24 protein-coding genes are annotated in these 23,445 nt (G+C 71.1%); 6 read left to right on the top strand and 18 right to left on the bottom strand.

Annotated elements, in window-relative coordinates:
* Nucleotides 1–31: 31 nt before the first annotated feature.
* Together F0L46_RS06750 and F0L46_RS06745 are read right to left on the bottom strand one after the other, a co-directional pair.
* Nucleotides 32–958, bottom strand: coding sequence for a sugar kinase (locus F0L46_RS06750; protein WP_149816297.1), 927 nt, complete (start codon nt 956–958; stop codon nt 32–34).
* Nucleotides 959–1,129: 171 nt separating this feature from the next.
* Nucleotides 1,130–2,590: an FAD-binding oxidoreductase gene (locus F0L46_RS06745; protein ID WP_188311880.1), complete on the bottom strand. Its 1,461-nt coding sequence runs from the start codon at nt 2,588–2,590 to the stop codon at nt 1,130–1,132.
* A 395-nt stretch (nt 2,591–2,985) separates the two neighbouring features.
* Between F0L46_RS06745 and F0L46_RS06740 the strand changes: the two genes are divergently transcribed.
* Together F0L46_RS06740 and F0L46_RS06735 are read left to right on the top strand one after the other, a co-directional pair.
* The gene (locus F0L46_RS06740) at nt 2,986–3,426 is read left to right on the top strand and encodes a YqaA family protein (RefSeq protein ID WP_149816296.1); all 441 of its coding nucleotides are present in this window, start codon (nt 2,986–2,988) and stop codon (nt 3,424–3,426) included.
* 65 nt (nt 3,427–3,491) lie between these two features.
* Nucleotides 3,492–4,190, top strand: a complete 699-nt coding sequence (locus tag F0L46_RS06735; RefSeq protein ID WP_149816295.1) for a fumarylacetoacetate hydrolase family protein — start codon at nt 3,492–3,494, stop codon at nt 4,188–4,190.
* A 4-nt stretch (nt 4,191–4,194) separates the two neighbouring features.
* Here the strand turns inward: F0L46_RS06735 and F0L46_RS06730 are convergent, their stop codons facing one another.
* From F0L46_RS06730 to F0L46_RS06695, 8 genes are all read right to left on the bottom strand, one after another.
* On the bottom strand, nt 4,195–5,085 hold the full coding sequence (locus F0L46_RS06730) for a polysaccharide deacetylase family protein (protein ID WP_149816294.1): 891 nt from the start codon (nt 5,083–5,085) through the stop codon (nt 4,195–4,197).
* A 17-nt stretch (nt 5,086–5,102) separates the two neighbouring features.
* A complete protein-coding gene (locus F0L46_RS06725; protein ID WP_149816293.1) occupies nt 5,103–6,575 on the bottom strand; it encodes a mannitol dehydrogenase family protein in 1,473 nt (490 codons plus the stop codon).
* Between the two features lie 232 nt (nt 6,576–6,807).
* On the bottom strand, nt 6,808–7,650 hold the full coding sequence (locus F0L46_RS06720) for an ABC transporter permease (protein ID WP_149816292.1): 843 nt from the start codon (nt 7,648–7,650) through the stop codon (nt 6,808–6,810).
* 5 nt (nt 7,651–7,655) lie between these two features.
* Nucleotides 7,656–8,552, bottom strand: coding sequence for an ABC transporter permease (locus F0L46_RS06715; protein ID WP_149816291.1), 897 nt, complete (start codon nt 8,550–8,552; stop codon nt 7,656–7,658).
* Nucleotides 8,549–9,619 carry an ABC transporter ATP-binding protein gene (locus F0L46_RS06710; RefSeq protein ID WP_149816290.1) on the bottom strand — a complete coding sequence of 357 codons (1,071 nt, stop codon included), beginning with the start codon at nt 9,617–9,619 and terminating at the stop codon, nt 8,549–8,551. Before F0L46_RS06710 ends, F0L46_RS06715 begins: the two co-directional genes overlap by 4 nt.
* A 10-nt stretch (nt 9,620–9,629) precedes the next feature.
* A complete protein-coding gene (locus F0L46_RS06705; protein ID WP_149816289.1) occupies nt 9,630–10,823 on the bottom strand; it encodes an ABC transporter substrate-binding protein in 1,194 nt (397 codons plus the stop codon).
* Between the two features lie 53 nt (nt 10,824–10,876).
* Nucleotides 10,877–12,289 (bottom strand): glucuronate isomerase, encoded by a 1,413-nt coding sequence (gene uxaC, locus F0L46_RS06700; RefSeq protein ID WP_149816288.1) that lies wholly within the window; start codon nt 12,287–12,289, stop codon nt 10,877–10,879.
* Nucleotides 12,286–13,035: a GntR family transcriptional regulator gene (locus F0L46_RS06695; RefSeq protein WP_149816287.1), complete on the bottom strand. Its 750-nt coding sequence runs from the start codon at nt 13,033–13,035 to the stop codon at nt 12,286–12,288. Before F0L46_RS06695 ends, uxaC begins: the two co-directional genes overlap by 4 nt.
* A gap of 74 nt (nt 13,036–13,109) precedes the next feature.
* Between F0L46_RS06695 and uxuA the strand changes: the two genes are divergently transcribed.
* Nucleotides 13,110–14,306 (top strand): mannonate dehydratase, encoded by a 1,197-nt coding sequence (gene uxuA / locus F0L46_RS06690; protein ID WP_149816286.1) that lies wholly within the window; start codon nt 13,110–13,112, stop codon nt 14,304–14,306.
* Between the two features lie 77 nt (nt 14,307–14,383).
* Nucleotides 14,384–14,872, top strand: a complete 489-nt coding sequence (locus tag F0L46_RS06685) for a YciE/YciF ferroxidase family protein (RefSeq protein WP_149816285.1) — start codon at nt 14,384–14,386, stop codon at nt 14,870–14,872.
* Nucleotides 14,873–15,043: 171 nt separating this feature from the next.
* Here the strand turns inward: F0L46_RS06685 and F0L46_RS06680 are convergent, their stop codons facing one another.
* Complete coding sequence (locus F0L46_RS06680; protein WP_149816284.1) at nt 15,044–16,126, bottom strand: D-TA family PLP-dependent enzyme; 1,083 nt, start codon at nt 16,124–16,126, stop codon at nt 15,044–15,046.
* Nucleotides 16,127–16,278: 152 nt separating this feature from the next.
* Between F0L46_RS06680 and F0L46_RS06675 the strand changes: the two genes are divergently transcribed.
* Both F0L46_RS06675 and F0L46_RS06670 read left to right on the top strand, forming a co-directional pair.
* Nucleotides 16,279–16,611, top strand: coding sequence for a hypothetical protein (locus tag F0L46_RS06675; protein ID WP_149816283.1), 333 nt, complete (start codon nt 16,279–16,281; stop codon nt 16,609–16,611).
* A 123-nt stretch (nt 16,612–16,734) separates the two neighbouring features.
* Nucleotides 16,735–17,163: a sigma factor-like helix-turn-helix DNA-binding protein gene (locus F0L46_RS06670; protein ID WP_149816282.1), complete on the top strand. Its 429-nt coding sequence runs from the start codon at nt 16,735–16,737 to the stop codon at nt 17,161–17,163.
* Nucleotides 17,164–17,200: 37 nt separating this feature from the next.
* Here the strand turns inward: F0L46_RS06670 and F0L46_RS06665 are convergent, their stop codons facing one another.
* From F0L46_RS06665 to F0L46_RS06635, 7 genes are all read right to left on the bottom strand, one after another.
* Nucleotides 17,201–17,578 carry a response regulator gene (locus F0L46_RS06665; protein WP_149816281.1) on the bottom strand — a complete coding sequence of 126 codons (378 nt, stop codon included), beginning with the start codon at nt 17,576–17,578 and terminating at the stop codon, nt 17,201–17,203.
* A gap of 302 nt (nt 17,579–17,880) precedes the next feature.
* Nucleotides 17,881–18,660, bottom strand: coding sequence for a DUF1194 domain-containing protein (locus F0L46_RS06660; RefSeq protein WP_149816280.1), 780 nt, complete (start codon nt 18,658–18,660; stop codon nt 17,881–17,883).
* A 364-nt stretch (nt 18,661–19,024) separates the two neighbouring features.
* Nucleotides 19,025–20,227, bottom strand: a complete 1,203-nt coding sequence (locus F0L46_RS06655; protein ID WP_149816279.1) for an AMP-binding protein — start codon at nt 20,225–20,227, stop codon at nt 19,025–19,027.
* 12 nt (nt 20,228–20,239) lie between these two features.
* Nucleotides 20,240–21,550: a sensor domain-containing diguanylate cyclase gene (locus F0L46_RS06650; protein ID WP_149816278.1), complete on the bottom strand. Its 1,311-nt coding sequence runs from the start codon at nt 21,548–21,550 to the stop codon at nt 20,240–20,242.
* Between the two features lie 10 nt (nt 21,551–21,560).
* A complete protein-coding gene (locus tag F0L46_RS06645) occupies nt 21,561–21,944 on the bottom strand; it encodes a PAS domain-containing protein (protein WP_210247616.1) in 384 nt (127 codons plus the stop codon).
* A 19-nt stretch (nt 21,945–21,963) separates the two neighbouring features.
* Nucleotides 21,964–22,437: a hypothetical protein gene (locus F0L46_RS06640; protein WP_149816277.1), complete on the bottom strand. Its 474-nt coding sequence runs from the start codon at nt 22,435–22,437 to the stop codon at nt 21,964–21,966.
* Between the two features lie 133 nt (nt 22,438–22,570).
* Entirely contained in the window at nt 22,571–23,206 is a 636-nt protein-coding gene (locus F0L46_RS06635) for an MBL fold metallo-hydrolase (protein WP_149816276.1), read from the bottom strand.
* Between the last annotated feature and the right edge of the window lie 239 nt (nt 23,207–23,445).

The raw sequence follows: 23,445 nt of genomic DNA, 5'->3' as shown, positions 1-23,445 counted from the left end.
CCCCCCCCATCGGGGAGAGGGGAGTCCCGCCTCAGCCCTCCGCCATGAACCGCTCCACGTCCGGCCGGCGCGGCATCGGCGCCACCGCGCCCTTGCCCTGGGTGGCGAGCGCGGCCGCCGCGTTGCCGTACTCGGCGGCGCGGAAGGGGTCGCCTGTGCGCAGCCACTCGGCAAGGAACGCGCCCGTGAAGGTGTCGCCCGCCCCCGTGGCATCAACCGCCTCAACGGGGCGCCCGGGGATGCGCCGGCGCCCCTCCGGGGTGGCGATGAGCGTGCCGTCACGGCCCAGCGTCAGCGCGACGATCTTGGGCCCGAGCCCGAGATAGAGGTCGCAGATGCGGTCGGGGTCCTCGAGCCCCGTGAGGAGGACCGCGTCGTCGAGGCTCGGCTTGACGATGTCGGCCATGGCGGCGCCGGCCTGGATGATGGCGCGGGCGCGCTCAAGCGGCCACAGGCGCAGGCGCAGGTTGGTGTCGTAGCTCACGGCGGTGCCGCTCGCCCGCGCATGGGCGAGGGCCGCGAAGACGGCGTCGGCGCACGACGTCGAGATCGCCTGGCTGATCCCCGACACGTGTAGCACCCGGGCCGCCGCGATCGTCTCTAGCGGCAGCTCGTCGGGCGTGACGCGGCTCGCGGCCGAGCCCTCGCGGATGTAGCTGAAGCGGTGCCCCTCCGGGCCGTAGGAGATGAAGTACGCCCCCGTGCGCCCGCCCGGGCGGGTGATCACCGCCGAACGGTCGAGGCCCTCGCGGTCCCACAGCACCAGGAAGTCCGCCCCGAACGCGTCGTCGCCGAGCGCTGTGAAGACCCCCGCCCGGGCCCCCTGCCGGGCCGCCGCGCAGCAGGCGTTCGGCACGTCCCCGCCGAACCCAGGCAGGTAGAGCGCCTCCCCCGCCCGCTCCACCTGGGCAAGCTCCATGAGCGGCTCGCCGAATCCGAGAACGTCGATCGTCTTCATGGGGGCTCCAATCCCCCTCCCCCTTGCGGGGAGGGGTTAGGGGTGGGGGCCGTAAAGTTGGAGCTGGCGGGCAGGTGGGGAGCACGCATTCCGATGCAGCAGCGTTCTGGATCGTCGGCGGTTGGCATCCCGACCCCCACCCCTGCCCCTCCCCGCAAGGGGGAGGGGACGCTAGCCACGCCCCGGCAGCGCGGCGGGCATCTCGCCTTCCAGTGCCACGACCTTGCCGGGGTTGAGGATGTTGTGGGGGTCGAGCGCCCGCTTCAGGGTGTGCATCAGGTCGATGGCCACGGGGTCCTTGTAGAGACGCAGCTCGTCGCGCTTGATGAGGCCGATGCCGTGCTCGGCCGAGATCGATCCGTCGAGGCGCGCCACGATGTCGTGGACGATGCGGTTGAAGCGCTCCCACTCGGCGAGATACGCCGCCTTGTCCATGCCGACGGGCTGGGTGAGGTTGAAGTGGATGTTGCCGTCGCCGAAATGGCCGAAGGCGCAGACGCGAAGCCCCGGCATCGCCGCCTCGCAGGCCAGCGTCGCCTCCTCGATGAAATCGGCGACCCGGGAGACAGGCACCGCCACGTCGTGCTTGATCGAGCCGCCCTCGTTGCGCTGCACCTCGGAGAGCATCTCGCGCAGGTACCACAGGGCCCGGTTCTGGGCTTCCGACGCCCCGAGGGTCGCGTCCTCCACGAGCCCCTCCTCGATGAGCCCGCCGAGCACCGTCTCCAGGGCTCCCATGAGATCGGCGTCCGCCTGCGGCGAGGACAGCTCGACGAGGGCATAGGCCGCGTGATCGCCCGCGAGAGGGCGCACGGCGCCGTGGGCGTGCTTCAGGACGATCTCCAGGCCGAAGCGGGGAATGTACTCGAAGGCGGTGAGCTGGTCGCCGCAGGCCTCGCGCAGCCGCTCGAAGATGGCGAGCGCCGCCTGCGCCGAGGCGCAGCCCAGGAAGGCGGTGGCGCGCAACTTCGGCCGGGGATAGAGCTTCAGCACCGCCGCCGTGATGATGCCGAGGGTCCCCTCGGCGCCGACGAACAGGTCCTTCAGGTCGTAGCCCGTATTGTCCTTGCGCAGGCCTTTCAGCCCGTTCCAGATCCGCCCATCCGCGAGCACGACCTCGAGGCCGAGCACGAGGTCGCGGGCGTTGCCGTAGCGCAGCACGGACGTGCCGCCCGCGTTCGTCGCGAGGTTGCCGCCGATCTGGCAGGAGCCCTCGGAGGCGAGCGACAGGGGGAACAGGCGGTCCGCCGCCTCCGCCGCGTCCTGCACCGCTTTCAGGGTGCAGCCGGCTTCCACGACCGCCGTCGCGTTGATGGGGTCGAGGGCCCGGATGCGGTTGAGGCGGGCGAGCGACAGCACCACGCCGCCATAGGGCACCCCGCCCCCCACCAGCCCCGTATTGCCGCCCTGTGGCACCACGGGCACCCCGGCCCGCGCGCACTCCGCCACCACGAAGGCCACCTCCTCCGTGCTGCCGGGGCGGACCACGGCGAGCGCATGGCCGCGATAGAGCCCGCGCGACTCGACGAGATGCCCGGCGAGATCCGTCTCGGCGGTCACCACGTGGGCGCGTCCGAGCCGTGCGGCGAGAGCATCGACGAGCCCCGCGGTCGGGGAGGCATGGATGGTCATGGCGGTCTCCTTGCGGGCTATGTGTCACCCTTGAGGGCGGGGCCGCAAGAGGGAGGTGCCGCAGGGTTGCGGGCGTCCGCGACGGGGATAGCAAGGAGCGCCTTCGGCGCGGCATTTTGCGCTGGATCCCGGATCTGCGATCCGCTCCGGCTAAAGCCTTCGCTCCTCTTGTCCGGGAAAGTGGCCGTGAGGTTCTGGCGACCTCTGGACCACCCTTTGCCCACTTTCCCGGACAAGCCTCGCGAAGCGAGGTGCAGATCCGGGACCCAGGATTCACATGCCGCGAAGCGGCGCCGCATGCCTGCGCCAGCAGGCGAACCCGCGCCTCCATGGCGAGCGAGGCTGGACATGCGCCCCGCTCTCTCCCATCCATGCGCCGCGCCACCGGATCCCCCATGTTCTCTCAATCGACCTACGAGCTCGTCGGCCTCGCCCTCTCGGCCTTCTCGTCGGCGACGCTGCTGCCGGGCGGGTCGGAGTTCGTGTTCGCGGGGATCGTGGCGCTGGGGCAGTCGCCGTTCTGGCTCGCGCTCGCGGTCGCGGCCGTGTTCAACACGGCGGGGAGCTGCGTGAACTGGGCGATCGGGCGCTATCTCGCCCATTGGCGCCATCATCCCCGCTTTCCCGTGAGCGCCGAGAAGCTCGACCGGACGGCGGACCTTTTCCGCCGGCGGGGGACGTGGCTCCTCCTGTTCTGCTGGGTGCCGATCATCGGCGACCCCATGACCGTCGTGGCGGGCGTGTTGCGAACCCCCTTCCCCGTCTTTCTGATCCTTGTCGCCATCGCGAAGACCGGGCGCTACCTCATGATCGGGGGCGTGGCGGGCCTGTTCTGAAAGGGCATGGCGCCGCGGGCCGTCCACCGCTAGAGCTGTGCGCAGTCCCTTGAGGAGACCGTCCCATGTCCTTCGTCGTCCCGCCCCCTGAACCCGTCGCCATCCCCGTCGCCGGCTCCTCCGATCTATTCCCCGTCCGCCGGGTGTTCTGCGTCGGGCGCAACTACGCGGCCCATGCCCGCGAGATGGGCGGCGACCCGACCCGCGAGCCGCCCTTCTTCTTCATGAAACCCGCCGACGCGCTCCAGATCGTGCCCGAGGGGCAGACCGTGGATCACCCCTACCCGCCGGGCAGCTCGAACTACCATTTCGAGATCGAGATGGTGGCGGCCCTCCATCGCGGCGGGCGCGACATCCCTGTGGAATCGGCGCTCGACTGCGTGTTCGGCTACGCGGTCGGCCTCGACATGACCCGCCGCGACCTGCAGGACGAGGCCAAGGGCCTGCGCCGCCCTTGGGAGCTCGGCAAGGCCGCCGACCTGTCGGGTCCCATCGGCCCGCTCCACCCCGTGAGCCGCGTCGGCCACCCGGCCAAGGGCGCCATCACGCTCACCACCGACGGCGCCCCGCGCCAGAGCGCCGACATCGCCGACATGATCTGGTCGGTGGCCGAGCAGGTGGCCTATCTGTCGCGCTACTTCGAGCTCAAAGCCGGCGACGTGATCTTCTCGGGCACGCCCGAGGGCGTCGGCAAGGTGGAGCGTGGGCAGACCATGGTCGGCGCCGTCGAGGGCCTGGGCGAGATCCGGCTCAAGGTGGGCTGACGCCTTACTCCCCGTGCTCCCGCGCCCACGCCGCCACCTCGGCGTGGGTGGCGAACCATACGTCGCCCTTCGCCTTGGCGTGGCGGATGACCTCGTCGAGGATCCAGATGCGCGAACGGTAGCCGATCACGTGCGGATGCATGGTGAGCTGGAACAGCCCGCCATCGACATGCGCCCCGTCGAGCTCGCGGCGGAAGATGTCGAGGACGTCCGCCGGCGGCGTGTAGGGGCGCAGGCCGCCGAAGCGGTGCATGATGAGATAGGCCGCGTCGTCGCGCACCCACTCCACGGGCAGCTCGACGATGCCGGTGGGCTCGCCGTCGAGGAGGAGCTCGTAGCAGTCCTCGTCGGCCATGAGGGACGAATCGTAGAGCAGGCCCAGCTCGCGCTCGATCGACAGCGTGTTCGGGCTGAAGTCCCAGGAGGGCGTGCGCAAGCCCACGGGCCGGATTCGTGTGATCTCCTCCAGGGTGTCGGCGGCGCGGAACATCAGGTCGCGCTCGATCTCGTGCGGGAGCACGGAATTGAGCTCGTGGATCCAGCCGTGGATGCCGATCTCGTGCCCCTCCGCCACCACGCGGCGCTGCTCGTCCGGATGCAGGAGGGCGGCGACGGCCGGCACGAAGAACGTCGCCTTGACGCCATGTCGCGCCAGGAGGTCGAGGATGCGCGGCACGCCGACCCGGGCGCCGTACTGGCCCCAAGACATGCGGCCGATGGACTTGCCCCCGTCGCGCAGCTCGTTGGTCTCATGGTCGGAATCGAACGACAGCGCGACGGCGCAGCGCGCGCCTCCGGGCCAAGACGGGGGCTTGAGCCGGCGCCCCGCCCGCACGTGCTCCACCCGCGAGCGCCATTCGGGCTCGGACCAGCGGTAGGGTTCGGTCTCGGTCATGGCGGTCTCCGGTGATGTCAGGCCGTCGCCTCGACCATCGCCCTGGCGCCACGCGCGATCAACCCGTCGAGGGCTGCCGTGACGGGGCCTGTGAAGCGCGGATCGGCGGGGAGGTCCTCGCCGAATACCTCCCGCACGCCTAGGAGCGCGGGCGCGAGCCGGCCGGCGTCGAGCCCCGCCTCGTTGGCGATATCGGCCAGGCGCGCGGCGAGCGGATCGCGCACATCGATGGGGCGGCCTGCCTCGTCCACCCCCGCCACATAGCGCATCCAGGCCGCCACCCCGAGCGCAAGGCGGTCGATGGGGGCGCCCGCGCGGAGCCGGTCGCGGACAGTGCCGAGGAGACGCTGGGGCAGCTTCTGCGACCCGTCCATGGCGATCTGCCAGGTGCGGTGGCGGAGCGCCGGGTTGCGGAAGCGCTCGATCAGGGAGCGCTTGTAGCCCGCGAGGTCGGCGCCCAGCGGCACGGCGAGGGTCGGCGTCACCTCCGCGTCCATGAGGCCCGCGACGAGGCGGACGAAGGCGGGTTCGCCCATGACGTCGGACACGGTCTCGTGGCCCGCGAGATAGCCGAGATAGGCGATCGTCGAGTGCGAGCCGTTGAGGAGGCGCAGCTTCATCAGCTCGTAGGGCGCCACGTCCGAGACGAGCTGCGCGCCCGCCTCCTCCAGGCGCGGGCGGCCGAGGGGGAAGCGGTCCTCGATCACCCATTGCGTGAAGGGCTCGGTGGCGATGGGCCAGGCGTCCTCCAGCCCCATGGCCTCGCGGGCGAGCGCGCGCTCGGCCTCGGTGGTCGCGGGCACGATGCGATCGACCATGGTGGAGGGGCAGGCGACCTCCCCCCTCACGAAGGCCCCGAGATCGGGATCGACGAGGGCGGCGTAGCGCGAGATCACCCGGTGGACGGTCTCGCCGTTGGCCGGGAGGTTGTCGCAGGTGAGCACCGTGAAGGGCGGGACGCCCGCCGCCCGCCGCCGCCGGATGGCCTCGACGAGGAAGCCCGGCGCAGAGACGGGGGCGAGGGGGCTTGCGAGATCGCGGCGGATGTCGGGGTGGTCCTCGCGCAGCGTGCCCGTCGCCGGATCGTGGCAATAGCCCTTCTCGGTCACCGTGAGGCTCACGATGCGCACGGCCGGGTCGGTCATGGCGGCAAGGAGCCGCTCGGGATCCTCCGGCGCCACGACGAGATCGCGCAGGGACCCGATCACCCGGGTGCGGGTCCCCTCCCCCGAGCGCACCATGACGGCGTAAAGCCCGTCCTGCGGCGCCAGGGCGTCGCGGGTGTCGGGGGAGCGCAAGGAGGCGCCGAGCACGCCCCAGCCGGTCTCGCCCGCATTCAGCCGGTCGTCGAGATAGACCGCCTGGTGGGCCCGGTGAAAGGCGCCGACACCCAGATGCACCACGCCGACCCGCGTCCCCGCCACGTCATAGGCCGGGCGCGCGACGGCAGGCGGGAGGTCCTGGAGAGTGTCGAGGGAGATGCGGTCCATGGGAGCCTCGCGAGCGGGTGCGTCATGTGCCCTCTCTCCGCCCGGCGGGGAGAGGGCGTCGCCCGCGTACCGGCGGGCGATGCAAGCGAACGAACGTGAGCGGGGGTGAGGGGGTGTCTCAGGATCGAGTTCGACCGTCGAAGCCCCCTCACCCTCGGGCTGCCACCCTCGCCTCAAGCCCCGGCAAGGGGGCTTTCGGCCCTCTCCCCGCACGGCGGGGAGAGGTGGTCCCTCACTCCGCGGGCTGCTGCTTGGCCCGCGCCACGATCTGCGTCGGGTTGACGAAGCGCAGCGCGATGACGAGCCAGACGAGGGTGGTCACCATGTAGATCACGGCCATGGCGTCGATCGACTGGACCGAGCGCACGCCGGCCGCGAACACCGCGTAATAGAGGGCGACGACGAGGGTCTGGCTCGTCGGGCCGGCGGTGAGGAAGGTGAGCTCGAACATCGCGATGGTCCGCACCAGGACGAGGAGCAGGGCCGCGAGCACGCCCGGCGCCAGAATCGGCAGCAGCACGTGCCGGAAGAGCTGGAACGTGCCCGCCCCGAAGACCCGCGCCGCAGCCTCGATGCGGGGATCCACCTGCTCGATGAAGGGGATCATGACGAGGATCACGAAGGGCACCGTGGGGACGAGGTTCGCGATCACCACCCCCGACATCGAGCCCGCGAGGCCCGTGCGGTAAAGGACCGTGGCAAGCGGAATGCCGAAGGTGATCGGCGGCACGAGGAGCGGCAGCAGGAAGAGCAGCATGACGAGACGCTTGCCGGGGAAGTCCCGCCGCGCCATCGCGTAGGCGGCGGGCACCCCGATGAGTCCCGAGAGCGCCACCACCAGGAACACGATCTGGAAGGTGACGACCATCACGTCGTCGAGCTGGAACTCGGTCCAGGCCGCCGTGTACCAGCGCGTCGTCCAGCCGGCCGGAAGCCAGGTGCCGAGCCAGCGGGTCGCGAACGAGCTCGTCACGACGGTGGCGATGAGCCCGAACAGGTTGAGGATGAAGAAGCCTATCAGACTCCAGACCGCGGCGGCCCACAGCCGCTCGGACAACGACTTGCCTCGGATCATGGCCCCTACCCTTTCCCGCCGCCCGCCGGCCCGCGATATAACAAGCCTCGGGCGCCGAGGACCGCCGCCACGATGCCGAGCTGGACCAGCCCCATCACGATCGCGACCGCCGAGGCCATGGAGTAGTCGTATTCCTCGAAGGCCGCCTGATAGGCGGCGATCGAGATCACCCGCGTCGGCCCCGCGGGAGCGCCGACCAGCACGGCGGACGGGAAGACCGAGAAGGCCTGCACGAAGGAGAGGCAGAACGTGATCGCGAGCCCCGGCAGCAGCAGCGGCAGGAAGATATGCCGGAAGCGCTGGGCAGGCTTCGCGCCGAGCGTCGCGGCCGCGTTCTCCAGCGCCGGGTCGATCCCCGTGAGGTAGGAGAGCGTGAGGAGGAAGGTGAAGGGAAAGCCCGTGATGAGGAGCGAGAGGAACACGCCCCAGTAGTTGTTGATGAGCCGCACGGGCGAGCTCACGAGCCCGAGCCACAGGAGCGTGCGGTTGAACCAGCCCTGGGGCCCGAGATAGTTGAGGAGCCCCTCGGCGACGAGCACCGTGCCGAGCGTGATCGGGATCACGAGAATCGTGGTGAGCAGCCGCTGGCGCCGCATCAGCCGCACCCTGAACGCGATCGGCACCGCGAGTGCGAGGTTGAGCAGCGTCACGGGCAGCGCGAGCCAGAGCGTCGTGGCGATGGTGCCGTAGAGATAGGCGTCGGAGAAGAAGCGCCCGTAGTTCGCCAGCACGCCGCCCGCCTTCGGGTTGAAGGACAGCCAGAAGCCGTAGGCGAAGGGATAGATGAAGAGCCCGAGGACGAAGAGCGCCGCGGGCACGACGAGGAGCGTGACCCCGTCGAGCCCATGGGCGGCGAGGCGAACCCGCAGGCCCGGAGCGTGGTCGGCCGCGAGCGCCCTCATAGCCCAACCCCCGGGAAGACGAGGGCGCGAGAGGCATCGGTGACGAGGCGCACGACCTCGCCCGTGGCAACGGGGGAGCCCGCCTGGAACGACATGGCGGCGCCCGCCGCCGTGCGGGCATAGCCGACGAACTCGCGGCCGCGGAACTCCATCGAGTCGACGGTGACGGGAAGGCCCGCCCCGTCGCCTGGGTGCATGTCCTCCGGGCGGGCCGAGAGCGTCGCCCGGTCCGTGAGCTTCAGGCCGGGGGTCGCCTTGCCCTTGAGGCTGCCGCCGTCGACGGAGAGCGTCGCGACGCCGCTCTCGATCGCCGTCACGGTTCCCTCGACGCGGTTGCGAAAGCCCATGAATTCCGCGACGTCGATGGTCCCCGGGGCCGCGTAGAGCTCGGCCGGCGCGCCGACCTGGCGCACCGCGCCTGCGCGCATCACCACGATCCGGTCGGCGAGCGAGAGGGCCTCCTCCTGGTCGTGGGTGACGTAGATCGTGGTGGAGCCGAGCGTGTTGTGGATGCGGCGGATCTCGGCGCGCATCTCGAGGCGGAGCTTGGCGTCGAGGTTGGAGAGCGGCTCGTCCATGAGGACGAGGGGCGGCTCGATCACGATGGCGCGGGCGATGGCGACGCGCTGCTGCTGGCCGCCCGAGAGCTGGCCCGGCAGCTTGTGCTCCTGCCCGTTGAGCTGCACGAGGCCGATGGCCTCCTCGACCCGCCGGGCGATCTCGGCCCGGGGCGTGCCGCGCATGGCGAGGCCGAAGCCCACGTTCTTCGCGACCGTCATGTGCGGGAACAGGGCATAGTTCTGGAACACCATGCCGAAGCCCCGCCGTTCCGGGCGCAGGGTGTCGATGCGCCGCTCGTCGAGCCAGATGCCCCCGCCCGTGGAGGGCAGGAGGCCTGCCAGGCAGTTGAGCGCCGTCGACTTGCCGCAGCCCGAGGGGCCGAGCAGGGCGATGAACTCGCCCCGCCGGATCGTGAGAGTCACGTCCTTCAGGGCCTGGACGGCCCCGAAGGCGCGGCTCAGGCGGTCCAGCCTGAGCTCGTTGAAGTCTGCCGCGTGGATGGCCATGGATCCCTCGTCAGCGGCGCTTGGCGGCGCCGACCTCCTCGTCCCAGCGGCGGAAGGCGAGCACCATCTGGTCCGGCTCGAGAGGCAGCTCGACCGGGTTCTCGGCGATGAGCTTCTCGTAGGCCGGGCGCCCGAACTCCTTGATCGCCTGCTGGCTCTCGGGCGGCGCCATGTCCAGGGTCACGCCCTTCACGGCGGGGCCGGGATAGAAATAGCCCTCGTCGTAGGTATAGGCCTGCGCCTCCTTGGTGAGCATGAAGCTCATCAGGTCGAGGAGAACCGCCATCTTGGCGTCCGGCACGCCCTTCGGCACGCACATGTAGTGGGCGTCCGCGATCCAGTGGAAGCCCTTGAGCGCCGCCACCTCGGCCTCCTTGGGCACGACGCCGAGGACGCGCGGGTTGATGTCCCAGCCCGTGGTGGAGGCGATCATGTCGCGGGTGCCGTCGCCGAGCTCCTTCATGGTCTGGGTCGTGCCCGACGGATAGAGCTCGATGTTCTCGCCGAGCGCCTTGAGATAGGTCCAGGTCTTGTCCCAGCCCTTCATCGGATCCTTCGGGTTCGAGTCCCCGAGGAGGTAGGGCAGGCCCATCATGAAGGTGCGGCCGGGGCCGGAATTGGCGGGCCGGGCGTACATAAACTTGTTCTTGTTCTCGCGGCTCCAGGCGAGCAGCTCCTCGGCCGTGGTCGGCACGGCCTTGACCCGGGCCGGCATGTATTCGAGGAGCGGGCCGGAGGGGTAGTAGGTCACGACCACGCCCTGGCCGCGGGCCAGCCCCTGCATGCGCAGCGCCGGCTCCTGGTAGGTCTGATCGAGGTTCGGCAGCGCCCCGGCATGGGCCGGCAGCACCTCGACCCAGAGCTTCTGGTCGAGGCCCGCCGAGAGCGCGTCGGTGCCGGTGAGCACCATGTCGATGTCGACGCGGTTGGCGTCCTGCTGCGCCTTGATCTTGCCGGGCAGCTCGGGGGCCGGCGCCTTCGTGAAGGTGATCCGGGAGACGAGCTTCGGGTTCTTCTGGCGATAGAGCTCCAGCGCCTTCTGGGTGAGCGCCAGGTTGCCGGCGACGTCGACGATGCTGAGCGCCACCGGCGATGTCGGCAGGGCGAGCTTGCCTTGCGCGAAGGCGCGGGTGCCGGCGAGGCCGAGCGTGGTGGCGCCGGCGAGGCCCCCGACCAGGGTGCGGCGGGTGATGTTGGTGGTCATGGCGATTCTCCTCTCCTTGTCGATTGTCAGTCTTGTTGGGACGGCCGCAGGCGTCAGAGCCGGTAGGCCTCCTTGGCGAGGCGGTAGGCGAGGTCGTGCGCGACCTCCGCCGCCTCGTCCTCGGTGAGACGGTGCGTCACCACCAGCTCGGCGAGATAGGCGCAGTCCACCCGCCGGGAGACGTCGTGGCGGGCGGGGATCGAGGGGAAGGCGCGGGTGTCGTCGTTGAACCCGACCGTGTTGTAGAAGCCCGCCGTCTCGGTCGCGAGCTCGCGGAAGCGCTTCATCCCCTCAGGCGAGTCGAAGAACCACCAGGGCGGCCCGAGCCGCAGCGCCGGATAATGGCCGGCGAGCGGCGCGAGCTCCCGGGCATAGGTGCTCTCGTCGAGGGTGAAGAGGATGATCGTGAGGCCCGGCTCGTTGCCCACCGCGTCGAGAAGCGGCTTGAGCGCCCGCACGTAGTCGGTGCGGGTCGGGATGTCGGCGCCCTTGTCGCGGCCGAAGCGCTCGAAGAGCGCCGGGTTGTGGTTGCGGTAGGAGCCCGGATGGATCTGCATCACGAGCCCGTCGTCGAGGCTCATGCGCGCCATCTCGGTGAGCATCTGCCCCCGGAAGGCCTCCGCGTCGGCGCCCGTATGATTGCCGCTCATCACCCGGTCGAACAGGGCCTCGGCGGCGAGCGGGCTCATGTTCATGGTCGCGGCGCTCGGATGGCCGTGGTCCGAGGAGGTCGCGCCGAACTCCTTGAAATAGACCCGGCGCTTGCGATGCGCCGCGAGATAGCCCGTCCAGGTCGCCGTATCCTCGCCCGTGATCTCGCCGAGGCGGGCGACGTTCCCGGCGAAGCCCTCGAAGTCGGGATCGACCACCGGATCGGGCCGGTAAGCCGTCACCACGCGCCCGCCCCAGCCGGAGTCGCGGATGGCGCGGTGCCATTTCAGATCGTCGAGGGGGCTCTCCGTGGTGGCGATCACCTCGATGTTGAAGCGCTCGAACAGGGCACGCGGACGGAACTCGGGCCGTTTCAGGGCCGCGTCGATGGTCTCGTAGGAGAGGTCAGCGGTGGCGGCCGAGAGCGGCACGTCGATGTCGAAGAGCGTCGCGAAGGCGTGGTTGAGCCACAGGCTGGTGGGCGTGCCGCGAAACAGGCGCCAATGGGCTGCGAAGCGCCGCCAGATCGCGCGGGGATCCGTCTCCACCGGCCCGCCGTCGGCGCGCGGCACGCCGAGATCCTCCAGGCGGACGCCCTGGCTGTAGAGCATGCGGAACACGTAGTGGTCCGGCACCACGAAAAGCGCGGCGGGATCGGAGAAGGGCTCGTTCTCGGCGTACCAGCGCGGGTCGGTGTGGCCGTGGGGCGAGACGATGGGGAGGTCTCGCACTTCACCGTAAAGGCGGCGCGCCACGTCACGGGTGGCGGGATCGGGAGGAAAGAGGCGGTCGGGGTGGATCAGCGGATTCGTCATGGGCGTGCGGCTCCGCGCCGGGGGCGACTGAGCGGCGCCTCGCCGCCGGCCTCGAAATAATCGGGATGGGCTTCGCGCAGGGTGTCGATGCTCGGCAGCACCTCGGCGAGATGCGCCCCCATGGCCGCCTCCGCCGCGTCGGGGTCGCCCGCGCCGATCGCGTCGGCGATGGCGCCGTGCTGGGCCATGAGGTTGATGCGCCGCGAGGGTTGGGGAAGGGTGAGGAGCCGGCAGCGGTCGACCTGGACCTTCTCCTGCTTCACCACGCGCCACAGGTGGGGATGCCCGGCGAGCCGCGCGATCGACTGATGGAATTCCTCGTCCGCCGCATAGAAGCCCTCGAGATCGCCGTCCCGGTTGGCGGCATGCTGGCGGTCGAGATTCGCCTTGAGCTCCGCCCGCGACGCCCCGTCGGCGCGCTCGGCCGCCGCCCGCACGGTGACCCGCTCCAAGGCCATGCGGATCACCATGGCGTCGGGCAGGCCGTCGACGCGGATGCGCGACACGAAGGTGCCCACCTGGGGATAGATGTCGACGAGTCGCTCCTCGGCGAGCCGCAGCAGCGCCTCGCGCACGGGGGTGCGGCTGACCCCATAGGACCGGGCGATGTCCTTCTCGGAGAGGGCGACGCCCGGCATCAGGCGCATGCCCAGGATCGCCTCGCGCAGGGCGGCCTGGATGCGGGCTGAGGCCGGAATGGCGCGGAGGCCGGGCCCGTCGGCCGCGGAGCGGATCGGCGCGTTCATGCCTGCCTCCTGCCTCTTGTCGCGTCTGATGTGCTAATATACTAGTATAGTCACGTCAAGCAGGGGAGAGCGGCATGGAGCAGACCTGGCGTTGGTTCGGACCCGACGACGCGATCCGCCTCGACCATATCCGGCAGGCGGGCGCGACGGGCATCGTCACGGCCCTGCACCAGATCCCCTATGGCGTGGTCTGGAGCGTGGAGGAAATCCGTGCCCGGCAGGCGATGATCGAGGCGGACGCGTCGCTCGGCCTGCGCTGGAGCGTGGTGGAGAGCCTGCCGGTCCATGAATCGATCAAGATCGGCGAGGGCGACCTGGAGCCCCTGTTCGACAATTACCGCCAGTCCCTGCGCAACCTCGCCGCCTGCGGCCTGCGCACGCTCTGCTACAATTTCATGCCGGTCCTCGACTGGACCCGCACGGAGCTGAGCCACCCCCTCCCCGGCGGCGGGCGGGCCCTGCGCTTCAACGCTCACGAATTCGCGGCCTTCGACTGCTTCATGCTGGAGCGCCCCGGCGCCGAAGCCGATCACGCGCCCGAGGTGATGGCCCGCGCCCGCGCCTGGTTCGACGCGGCCTCCGAGAGCACCCGGCGGTCCCTGCTCTCCTCCATCATGGCGGGCCTGCCCGGCGCCTTCGACCGCTACGACGTGCCGGGCCTGCGCCGCGTGCTCGACCGCTATCGCGAGGTGTCGGCCGAACGCCTGCGGGAGAACCTCGCACGCTTCCTGCGGGAAGTGGTCCCTGTCGCCGAGGAGGTGGGGATCCGCATGGCGATCCACCCCGACGACCCGCCCCGCCCCCTGCTCGGACTGCCCCGCGTGGTCTCGACGGGAGACGATCTCGCCTTCGTGACGGGGGCCGTCGACTCGGTGGCGAACGGCATTACCCTGTGCACGGGGTCCCTCGGGGCCGGACCCATGAACGACCCGCCCGCCATCGCACGGCGCCTTGCCCCCCGGATCCACTTCGCGCACCTGCGCAACGTGGCGAAGGAGCCCGACGGCTCGTTCATGGAGGCCGACCATCTCGGCGGCGACACGGACATGGTGGCGGTGATCCGGGTCCTCCTGGAGGAGCAGGGCCGCCGGCGCGACGCGGGCGAGTCCCATTGGCGCATCCCCATGCGCCCTGACCACGGTCACGAGCTCCTCGACGACGTGGGCCGCCCGACCCATCCGGGTTATCCCATGATCGGCCGCCTGAAGGGGCTGGCGGAGCTGCGGGGCGTCATGCAGGCCACGGCGGCGCTCCTCGACCTGCCGCTCTGAGCGAGAGTGCCGCGGGGCGGAACGATCCCCCACGGACCCCGTTCCCCGAGTCGCTTCCCCGTTCAGGAGATACGACCATGGCCGAGAAGGATCTGAAGGCGCTCTTCCACCACACCCTCAAGGACATCTATTTCGCCGAATCCGCGATCCTGAAGGCGCTGCCCCAGATGGCGCAGGCGGCGAAGTCCGAGGAGCTGCGGGGCGCCTTCGGCGTGCACGTCAAGGAGACCGAGGCGCAGATCAAGCGTCTGGACAAGGTGTTCGCGACGCTCGGCGAGAAGCCGCAGGGCATCGAGTGCAAGGCGATCACCGGCATCATCGCCGAGGGCCAGGAGGTCATGCAGGAATTCGCCGGCGGCGAGGCCCTGGACGCCGGCCTCATCGCGGCGGCGCAGGCCATCGAGCACTACGAGATCACCCGCTACGGCACGCTGCTCGCCTGGGCCAACCAGCTCGACCTGCAGGAGGCCGCCGACCTCATCAAGGAGACCCTCATCGAGGAGGAGAACACCGACGCCATCCTCTCCGAGCTCGCCGAGGACATGGTGAACCCGAAGGCGGCGTAAGACGCGCCGCCATCCCCCTCCCCCTTGCGGGGAGGGGTTAGGGGTGGGGGTCGGGACGCGAGAGGTCCCGGTCCAGGAAAGGGCTGTACCAGCCTGCGTTCTCCCCACCTCCCCGCCCGCTCCGACTTTACGACCCCCACCCCCAACCCCTCCCCGCAAGGGGGAGGGGTGCTAACCCAGCCGCCCTCGGGCCGCGACCTCGATCTCGCCCACGATCTCCTCCCCCCGGACCGCCACCAGCCGGTCCACCATGTTGACCACCACGCAGACGTGGTTCGGCACGATCCGGACCACGTCGCCGACGTTCGGGCGGTCGTTGCAGGCCGACAGATCGAGGAAGCCGTGCTCCTCGGCGAAGCGCGCGATGCGGGCGCGGGGGTGCTCCAGGATGAGGCCGTGGCCGTCGAGGCCGCCGCCCGTGTCGGCCGTGAGGGTCTTGGAGCCCGCGTCGAGGATGCCGCGCTCGGGGCCAGCCCGGCTCACCACGGTGGAGACGACGTGCAGGGCCACGTCGTCGAGGGAGGCCATGCCGGCCGCCATCATCATGCGGTCGTTGAAGACGTAGGTGCCGGCCCGGTGCTCCGTGACGCCGGCGATGGCGCCGAGATTCTTGAGGTTCGGCGTGCCGCCGTTCGACACGATCTCCGCCTCGAGCCCCGCGTCCCGCAGCCCCGCCTGCGCCTCCTCGAGAAAGCGCCGCGTCGCCTCGACGCCGTCCACCGGGCCGTAGAGCATCAGGCCCGCGAAGACGAGGCCCGGCCGGCCGGCGATGTCGCGGGCGAGCGCCACGGCTTCCGCCGGCGTCTCGACGCCCGCGCGCTTCTGCCCCGTGTCGCATTCCACCACCACCCGCAGGGGCCGCTCGGCCGCTGCTGCGGCGCGCGGCAGGCCGGCGACGGTCACGGGATTGTCGGCCGCGACCGTGACGCGCGTGCCTGAGCGCAGCAGAGCGCCGAGGCGGTCGAGCTTGTGCTCGCCGAGGATGTTGTAGCTGATCAGGATGTCGTCGAGGCCCGCCTGCGCCATCACCTCGGCCTCGCCGAGCTTCTGGCAGGTGATGCCCCGCGCGCCGGCGTCTCGCTGCATGCGCGCGATCACGGGGCTCTTGTGGGTCTTGATGTGCGGCCGGTTCGCCACCCCCACCCCGTCGCAGGCCGCCTGGAGGCGCGCGATGTTGCGCTCCACCCGGTCGAGGTCGATCACCACCGCAGGCGTGCCGAACTCCCGCGCGATCCGTTCCGCCAACGCCGTCATGCGCCCCCTCCCCTTGCTCTGCCCGCCATCGATCCCACCGCGGGCGGCGGCGCGCAAGCCCGTTAACCTTTCGTTGACGATCCGGGCGCACGCTCATGCTCACGCTTGGCCCTGCCCTTGCATGGCCCGGCGCGAGACCGGAACCCCACGCCATGATGTTCCTCCCGCCGCCGCCTCCCGCCCTGATCCAGGTGATGACCCCTGCCGAGAGCGAATGGACGCTCGACGCGGCCCGCAGCGCCGCCATCGAGGCGGTGGAATCGGCATCGGGCAGCACCAAGATCGTCGGCCTCGTCGTCCTCCCCTCGCAGCGCGCCTCGGGCTGGGTCGCCTGCGGCCATGTCAATACGGGCGACGCGCAGGCGCCCCACATGGATCGCTTCGTCGCCTTCGTGCCGGGCACCATCGCGCTCGTCGCCAACGAGGACCCGGAGCTCGTGGAGGAGTTCTGGTCGGCGGTGGGCTGCGACACGCCCGCCGAGTAGGCCTGCCCGGAAAACGGGCAAATGCCCTGTGGGTGAGCTGTCCCAAAATCGAACGAAGCTGGAGCGTCGCGCGTTGTCGGTCTAAGGTCGCAGGACCTTCCAAACGGCCGGCGAGGATGATTCGTGGCGACGCTGAAGGAATTCGAGGAGGCTTTGCGCGAGCAGGGCATGCTGATGGCTCTCGCCATCCTGGAACGCCTGCGCGAGCGTGACCGCGCCAAGCGCACCGTGGCCCCGGCCCGCCGGGTCACCGGGCGCAAGATGACTCCCGACCTCGCCCGCCGGATCCTGGAGCTGCACGGCACCACCGGCATGACCCAGCAGGAGATCGCCTTCGAGCTCGGCGTGAATCAGGGCCGGGTGAACGAGGTAATCAAGCGCGGCAAGTGGCTCAGCGACGATCCGCAGGCGCCCGAGGCCGTGGCCCGCGACAAGGCGCTCGCCCGCATGGACCGCGCCGCCGCCCGGCCCGTCCGCAAGGCGAAGGCGGCGAAGGACCCGGGCGCCAAGCCGAAGCGCACGACGAGCCAGCTCACCTTCGGGGATCTGTAGGGGGCGCTCCCCGCTGCGTAGGGACGAGGCGGCGCGCTCAGCGCACCGCCCGCTCCGCCTCGATCAGCACGTCGAGCGCCCGCCAGGGCTTCGGCACGAAGCGCGCGGTGCGCGGCAGGTCGGCGAGGCGCTCGCCGGGATCGCCCGAGGTGGCGAGCACCCGGATCCAGGGCCAGCGGATGTTGATGGTGCGGGCGAGGTCGACACCGTCCATGAGGCACGGCAGGCGTATGTCGATGAAGGCGAAGGCCACGCTGTCGGCGCGCGTCTTGAGGATGTGGAGCGCTTCCTCGGCGCTCGTCGCCTCGGCGACCTGGAGGTCCGTCTCCTCCATCAGGGCCGCCGCGAGGTCCCGCAGGTCCCCGTCGTCCTCCACGATGAGCGCGATGCGTTCTTGGCCGTTCGCTTGTCCCATGCCGGTCTCCTTATCCGATGGTGGGATGAGGCCCTCGCCTGGAGTCTCGAAAACCCCCTCGCGACAGGCGTCTGGGTTGTCCCGTTCCCGTGATCCTTCAGGTGGAATGCGTGTGCGCGACTGTGTGCTCGACCAGGTCCCGCGATCATGACGCGCCGCAAGAGACCCCGCAGCCGCCCGCGACCCGGACGGCTCGACTAACGCTTGTTAACAGGCGATTCCCGGATCGGTTCGAGCGTAGCCGCACGAAAATTTGCAGGCGTCCCCGATAGACGAACGAAACGGTCGGCGGCGCCGCAAACCTAGTTGCGCCACCAGTCGTCGGCCGCCCGCTCGCCCGCCATGCAATCGACCCGCGCCTCGGCCTGGACGCGGGTGAACGAGGCCTCGGGCCCGAGATCCGCGATCTCGCGCACGAGCTTCGTGCGCACGGCGGTGGCGAAGTCGCGGCGCTCGCGGATGGGGATCATGAAGGCGCCCGCGCCGCCGATCACGCAGTCCCGGTAATAGGCGTCGAGATGGGCCACGTCCCAGGAGCCCGTTGGGCGCTTGAGCATGATGGGCAGGCCGTTGATCGTGACCCCGCGCGCAAGCGCCGCCTCGCGCGCCTGGAGGACCGGGCGGCCCTGGTTGTTGGCCCCGTCCCCCGAGACGTCGATCACCTGCCGGATGGCCTCGACGCCGCTCTGGCCGAGGAGCCGCATGGAAAAATCGAGGGCGCCCGAGATCGAGGTGCGCGGCGCCCGGCGGTTGGGAGCGCTCTCCAGCCGCGCCGCGAAGGCCGCCGCCGCCTCCGGCCCGTCGATGATGGTCCACGGCACCACCACGCCCTGCGTGCCCGTGCCGGCCCAGTCCATGTAGACCACCGCGATCCGCCCCAGCGCCCCGCGCGCGATGGCCCCGTGCACCTCCGCCGACCGGAACGCCTCCACGAACCCGTCCCGCTGCAGCTCCTGCTCCTCCGGATCCATGGAGTTCGACACGTCCACCGCGATTACGAGCGCGAGGTCCACCTCCTCGGCGGCCCGCACGGGAGCGGCGGCGAGGAGCGCCAGGGAGAGCACGAGGGCGCGCAGGAGCATGGGGGCCTCCGGGGTGACAGAGGGGAGTGTGTCAGGCGGGGGTGGGTGGGGGCAAGTGTGGAGGGTCCGGGTGAATGCGGGCGGGGCTGGCAGGCGGTCCTTGGGCGAACCGTGGTCGCGGCGCTTTCGCGCCGCACCCCCCTCTCCATCTCTCCCCCGCAAGGGGGGAGAGGGATCAACGGCAGTTCCGTTGGAGACCGCTGGAACGCGGGCGAGACAGGCGTGCGCCCCTCTCCCCCCTTGCGGGGGAGATGCCCCGTCAGGGGCAGAGGGGGGTCGGCGAGGCGAAAGCCTTGCCGCGCAACGGCTTGGGCAAGCGGTCATGTGGAACCAGCGTGATGAAGGGTAAGGCCTCCCGCCACCCTCACCAATCCGCCGCCTTCCCCATCGCCCCCACCGGCAGCGCCGCCCCGAACGTCAGCGCCACCGGCCGCTCCGGCGCGGAAAATGCCCCCGCGATCCAAGCCGTCAGGGCCTCCCGGGCCTCCGCCTCGTCCGTGCCGGGAGCGAGCACGAGGAAGGCCTTCAGCCGCGTGCCCTCGTCGGGGCGCATGAGGCGGACGGCGGCGTCCGCGACGAGGGGATGGGTGCGCAGGTGCTCGGCGATGCGGGCCGGGTGGACGTTCTGGCCGCCGACCTGGACGGCGCCGTCGCGGCGGCCGGCGAGGGTGAAGGTGCGGTCGGTGACGGGCTCCAGGCGGTCCATGAGCGCGACCACGCGGCCGGAGCGATGGACGACCGTCGGGTTGCCCTCCGGGTCCGCGGGGCCGAGGCTCCAGTGCGGCATGAGGGTGTAGGCGGGGTCGGGATGGCGGCGCAGGCCGAGGCCCGCCGTCTCGGAGGAGCCGTAGACCTCGGTGAGCGCGGCGAGCCCCAGGGCCGCCAGATCTGCTTTCAGCTCCGGCGGGCAGGGCGCCGTCGAGGTGACGCCCGCGACGTCGGAGGCGAAGGCGCGGTGCGTCCGCGCCACGAAGGCCCAATGGTCGGGATAAGAGACCACGAGGTCACCGGGTGCAGGCGCCGCGAAGGCCGCGACGGGGACGCCGAGCCGGGCCGGCAGCAGGGCCGTGAACAGGAAGCCGTAGATGTGGTGGGCCGGCACCGCCGTCAGGATTCGGGTACGCCCGGCGAAGGCGTCGGCGAGCGCGTCGACCTCGGTGGCGAGGTCCTCCATCCGGTGCTCGCAGGGCTTGGGCCGTCCCGACGAGCCGGAGGTCAGGAAGGTGACCCGCTCGCCGCGCCAGTCGCGGGCGACGATGTCGAGCCAGTCGCCGAAGGCCGGCGCGTGGAGCAGGGCGCCCGCCTGGTCTTCGAGGTCGAACATCTCGCCGAGCGCGCCTGCAAGCCACATCCGCTCGAGCGAGTCGCTGCCGAGGGTTGGCGCAGGCGCATCGTCGGCGATGGCGAGGGTCTCGGGCCAGGGGCCAGAGGGCAGGCGGCGGACGGTGGTGCCGGGGTTAAGCTGGCCCGAGGCCGCCGCGATCTCGGCGCGCAGCTTGCTCTCGACGATGCGGGCCAGGGCCTCGCGGGGGAGCGGAGCGCCGGAATCGGCGGGCATATGGGCCATGGGTTTGAGGGGTCAGGCGGCCTCGTTGGGCTTCGCGGCCGGCGCGGGCAACGCGACGCGATTGCGCCCGCCGCGCTTGGCGGCATAGAGCGCGTGGTCGGCGGCCTGGAGCAGCTTGCCGACATTGTCGACGGGGCCGCCCATGCTGGCACAGCCCACGCTCACCGTGAAGGTCACGTCGAAGCCCTCGCCCCGGACGTGCAGGCGCTCGACGGCGCTGCGCAGCCGCTCGCCCACGGTCTGGGCCGCGTCGAGGTCGAGGCCCGGCAGCAGAACGCCGAACTCCTCGCCGCCGAGCCGCCCGATCACGTCGGTGGTGCGCAGCACGTTCTGGCAGGCGGCGGCGAGCTTTTTCAGCACCGTGTCGCCCACCGCGTGGCCGTGGGTGTCGTTGATGCGCTTGAAGTGGTCGGCGTCGAGCATCAAGGCCGAGAGGGGCCGGTTGAAGCGGCGCCAGCGCGCCTCCTCGGCCTCGCCGAGCTCGAAGAACCGAGCGCGGTTCGCCACGCCGGTGAGGTGGTCGGTGACGAGCAGGCGGCGCAGCTCGTCGCCCGACACCTTGCTCTCGGTGACGTCGCGCAGCACCACGGAGAAGCCGATGACGTCGCCCCGCTCCTCCTCGAGGGCCGACACGAGGCTCTGGCACCAGAAGCGGGTGCCGTCGCGGCGCCGGCGCCAGCCCTCGTCGATATGCCAGCCGTCGCGGCGGGCATGCTCGATCTGCTCCAGGGCCCGGCCCTCGACGGCGTCCTCGGGCTCGTAGAAGAGGTTCAGGGTCCGCCCCATCACCTCGCGCTCGGCGAAGCCCGTCTGGCGCACGGCCGACTCGTTCCAGCCGTTGATCCGGCCGGTGGCGTCGAGGGAGAGGAGCGCGAAGTCGTTCACCCCCGTCATGATCGCCGAGAACCAGGCGTCGGCCTGCTTGAGGCGGCGCTCCTGGGCGACCTGGGCCGAGATGTCGCTCACCACGGCCATGAACCGGGCGTCGTCGATCTTGATGACGCTGCAGGCGAGCACGTGCGGGCGCATCGCGTCGGTCTGGTCGACGACGATCCGGCGGTTCTCGAAGATCGTGCCGCGGCTCTCGGCGAAGCCCGCCACGAGGTTGCGCAGGTCGGGCGCGCTCGCCTCCAGGAGCTCGAACAAGTTCTCGATGACCGGGGTCTTGGCGATGGGCAGCAGCACCTGCGCCGAGAGCGGGTTGGCAAGCTCGATGCGCCCCGTCCCGTCGATCTGCATCAGGCCCACGGGGCACAGGTACAGGAACTCCAGGAGGGACTCGTTCTCGGCCTGCAGCGCGACCAGCTCGTCGGCGGAGATCATGGGACTGGGCCTAGCGCTGGATGAGGATGTAGCGGCGCGGCACGTCCGGGTTCTGGATGAGGCGCACGGCGACCCGCGTCGGCCGCATCCGGAAGGTGAGGACGTAGTCGATCACGACGTCGAGCTCGGGCTCGCCGTCGAAGCGGCCGGCCACGAGGGCGTTGTTCATGCAGGGCGCGACGGCGGTGAAGAAGTGGCGGCCCATCACGGTCTCGGGCTTGAGGCCGGCATAGCGCGCCTCGACGGCGCTGTAGACGTCGACGAGGCCCGCCGCGTCCAAGCCGATGACGCCGAACGGCAGGGTGTCGAGCGCCGCCGCGTCCATGGCGTCGAGGGCCTCGGCGGGGATGCCGGCCAGGGTGGGCTGGTCGATGGGCAGGGCGACGGCTTGCATGGTCCGGGCTCCGAGGGGCTCAGGCGGCGGTGCGGGAGGCGGCGGCCGGCAGGGCGCGCAGCTCGCCGAGGCTCCGGTTGAGGATGCGGGCGGCCTCCGAGAGGGCCGCCACGGCGTGGTCCGTGCTCCGGTCGGGCGCGGCGGCCGCCGCGAGATCGGCGCAGACACGCTCGCCCTCGAGGCTCGCGAGCAGCAGGACGAGCCGCGCCGCGGAGGCTTCCGTCCAGTCCGGCAGGCCTGCGGTGTCGAGCGCCCCGCCCTCGACGAGGTGGCGCACCTCCAGGGCAGCGAGACGGCAATGGACCTGCGCCACGACGGCGATGGGCAGCTCGTCTCGCATCAGATGCACCGTGAGCTCCCGCGCCGCGCGCCCGCTCGCGGCGGCGTCCGCCGGATCGCAGATCCAGAAGCGCGCCCAGGACCGGGCGGTCTCGCCCGCCCCGAACCCGAGATCGCCCAGGATGGTGCTGATCATCAGCTCGTAGGCGAGCATCGCTTGATCGGAGCCGGGGGAAGATCCAAAGACCATGGTGCAACCGCTACGCAGGGAACGAACGCTCCTGTTGTAGGCCGGAGGTCTTAACGCGGGGTCAATCCGGCGCCCGCAATGCCATGGACCCCGGGCGTCAGACCAGGAACGGGTTCGACGCGCGCTCCTCCCCGATGGTGCCCGCAGGCCCATGGCCGCACAGGAACGTCACGTCGTCGCCGAGCGGCAGGAGCTTGTCGGTGATGGAGCGGATCAGGGCCGCATGGTCGCCGCCGGGCAGGTCCGTGCGCCCGACCGAGCCGCGAAACAGCACGTCGCCAACGATCGCGAAGCGCTGCTCGTCCTGCACGAACACCACGCTGCCGGGCGAGTGCCCGGGGCAGTGCAGGACCTGGAACGCGATCTCGCCGACGCTGACCGCGTCGCCCTCGGCAAGCCAGCGGTCGGGGGTCACGGCGCGGGCACCGGCGATGCCGTAGGCCCGCCCCGCCTCGGGCAGGTGGTCGAGGAGGAAGCGGTCGGCCTCGTGGGGCCCCACCACCGGCACGCCGAGCCGCTCCTTCAGCTCCGCGGCGCCGCCCGCGTGGTCGATGTGGCCGTGGGTGAGCAGGATGGTCTCGACGGTGACCCCGGTCTTGCCGATCGCCTCGGCGATCCGGTCGAGGTCGCCGCCCGGGTCGATCACGGCGGCCCGCTTCGTGGCCTCGCACCAGAGCAGCATGCAGTTCTGTTGCAGCGGCGTGACGGGGATGATCGCGGCGCGGGCGGGCATGGGGCGCTCCTGGCGTGTCGATCCTCCCGTGCCGCATCGGGCGGGCGGGGTCAACGGGGGCCGCCGTGCGAGAGGGGTGAGCGCCCTCTCCCCCCTTGCGGGGGAGATGCCCCGATAGGGGCAGAGGGGGGTCGGCGAGGCGCAAGCCTCGCCGTGCGGCAGAACGAGCAGGCGATCGCCCAGTCGTTCCGTGGGCGCGGCGCTGTCGCGCCGCACCCCCCTCTCCATCTCTCCCCCCC

The sequence above is a fragment of the Salinarimonas soli genome (genome assembly GCF_008386575.1).
GTDB lineage: Bacteria > Pseudomonadota > Alphaproteobacteria > Rhizobiales > Beijerinckiaceae > Salinarimonas_A > Salinarimonas_A soli.
The sequence above is the reverse complement of the archived record's forward strand: the minus strand, read 5'-3'. Positions and strand labels throughout refer to the sequence as shown.

What these genes read in the sequence shown, in the direction of transcription:
- F0L46_RS06750 (WP_149816297.1), bottom strand. Translation starts at nt 958, where the DNA reads ATGAAGACGATCGACGTTCTCGGATTCGGCGAGCCGCTCATGGAGCTT.
- F0L46_RS06745 (WP_188311880.1), bottom strand. Translation starts at nt 2,590, where the DNA reads ATGACCATCCATGCCTCCCCGACCGCGGGGCTCGTCGATGCTCTCGCC.
- F0L46_RS06740 (WP_149816296.1), top strand. Translation starts at nt 2,986, where the DNA reads ATGTTCTCTCAATCGACCTACGAGCTCGTCGGCCTCGCCCTCTCGGCC.
- F0L46_RS06735 (WP_149816295.1), top strand. Translation starts at nt 3,492, where the DNA reads ATGTCCTTCGTCGTCCCGCCCCCTGAACCCGTCGCCATCCCCGTCGCC.
- F0L46_RS06730 (WP_149816294.1), bottom strand. Translation starts at nt 5,085, where the DNA reads ATGACCGAGACCGAACCCTACCGCTGGTCCGAGCCCGAATGGCGCTCG.
- F0L46_RS06725 (WP_149816293.1), bottom strand. Translation starts at nt 6,575, where the DNA reads ATGGACCGCATCTCCCTCGACACTCTCCAGGACCTCCCGCCTGCCGTC.
- F0L46_RS06720 (WP_149816292.1), bottom strand. Translation starts at nt 7,650, where the DNA reads ATGATCCGAGGCAAGTCGTTGTCCGAGCGGCTGTGGGCCGCCGCGGTC.
- F0L46_RS06715 (WP_149816291.1), bottom strand. Translation starts at nt 8,552, where the DNA reads ATGAGGGCGCTCGCGGCCGACCACGCTCCGGGCCTGCGGGTTCGCCTC.
- F0L46_RS06710 (WP_149816290.1), bottom strand. Translation starts at nt 9,619, where the DNA reads ATGGCCATCCACGCGGCAGACTTCAACGAGCTCAGGCTGGACCGCCTG.
- F0L46_RS06705 (WP_149816289.1), bottom strand. Translation starts at nt 10,823, where the DNA reads ATGACCACCAACATCACCCGCCGCACCCTGGTCGGGGGCCTCGCCGGC.
- uxaC (WP_149816288.1), bottom strand. Translation starts at nt 12,289, where the DNA reads ATGACGAATCCGCTGATCCACCCCGACCGCCTCTTTCCTCCCGATCCC.
- F0L46_RS06695 (WP_149816287.1), bottom strand. Translation starts at nt 13,035, where the DNA reads ATGAACGCGCCGATCCGCTCCGCGGCCGACGGGCCCGGCCTCCGCGCC.
- uxuA (WP_149816286.1), top strand. Translation starts at nt 13,110, where the DNA reads ATGGAGCAGACCTGGCGTTGGTTCGGACCCGACGACGCGATCCGCCTC.
- F0L46_RS06685 (WP_149816285.1), top strand. Translation starts at nt 14,384, where the DNA reads ATGGCCGAGAAGGATCTGAAGGCGCTCTTCCACCACACCCTCAAGGAC.
- F0L46_RS06680 (WP_149816284.1), bottom strand. Translation starts at nt 16,126, where the DNA reads ATGACGGCGTTGGCGGAACGGATCGCGCGGGAGTTCGGCACGCCTGCG.
- F0L46_RS06675 (WP_149816283.1), top strand. Translation starts at nt 16,279, where the DNA reads ATGATGTTCCTCCCGCCGCCGCCTCCCGCCCTGATCCAGGTGATGACC.
- F0L46_RS06665 (WP_149816281.1), bottom strand. Translation starts at nt 17,578, where the DNA reads ATGGGACAAGCGAACGGCCAAGAACGCATCGCGCTCATCGTGGAGGAC.
- F0L46_RS06660 (WP_149816280.1), bottom strand. Translation starts at nt 18,660, where the DNA reads ATGCTCCTGCGCGCCCTCGTGCTCTCCCTGGCGCTCCTCGCCGCCGCT.
- F0L46_RS06655 (WP_149816279.1), bottom strand. Translation starts at nt 20,227, where the DNA reads ATGGCCCATATGCCCGCCGATTCCGGCGCTCCGCTCCCCCGCGAGGCC.
- F0L46_RS06650 (WP_149816278.1), bottom strand. Translation starts at nt 21,550, where the DNA reads ATGATCTCCGCCGACGAGCTGGTCGCGCTGCAGGCCGAGAACGAGTCC.
- F0L46_RS06645 (WP_210247616.1), bottom strand. Translation starts at nt 21,944, where the DNA reads ATGCAAGCCGTCGCCCTGCCCATCGACCAGCCCACCCTGGCCGGCATC.
- F0L46_RS06640 (WP_149816277.1), bottom strand. Translation starts at nt 22,437, where the DNA reads ATGCTCGCCTACGAGCTGATGATCAGCACCATCCTGGGCGATCTCGGG.
- F0L46_RS06635 (WP_149816276.1), bottom strand. Translation starts at nt 23,206, where the DNA reads ATGCCCGCCCGCGCCGCGATCATCCCCGTCACGCCGCTGCAACAGAAC.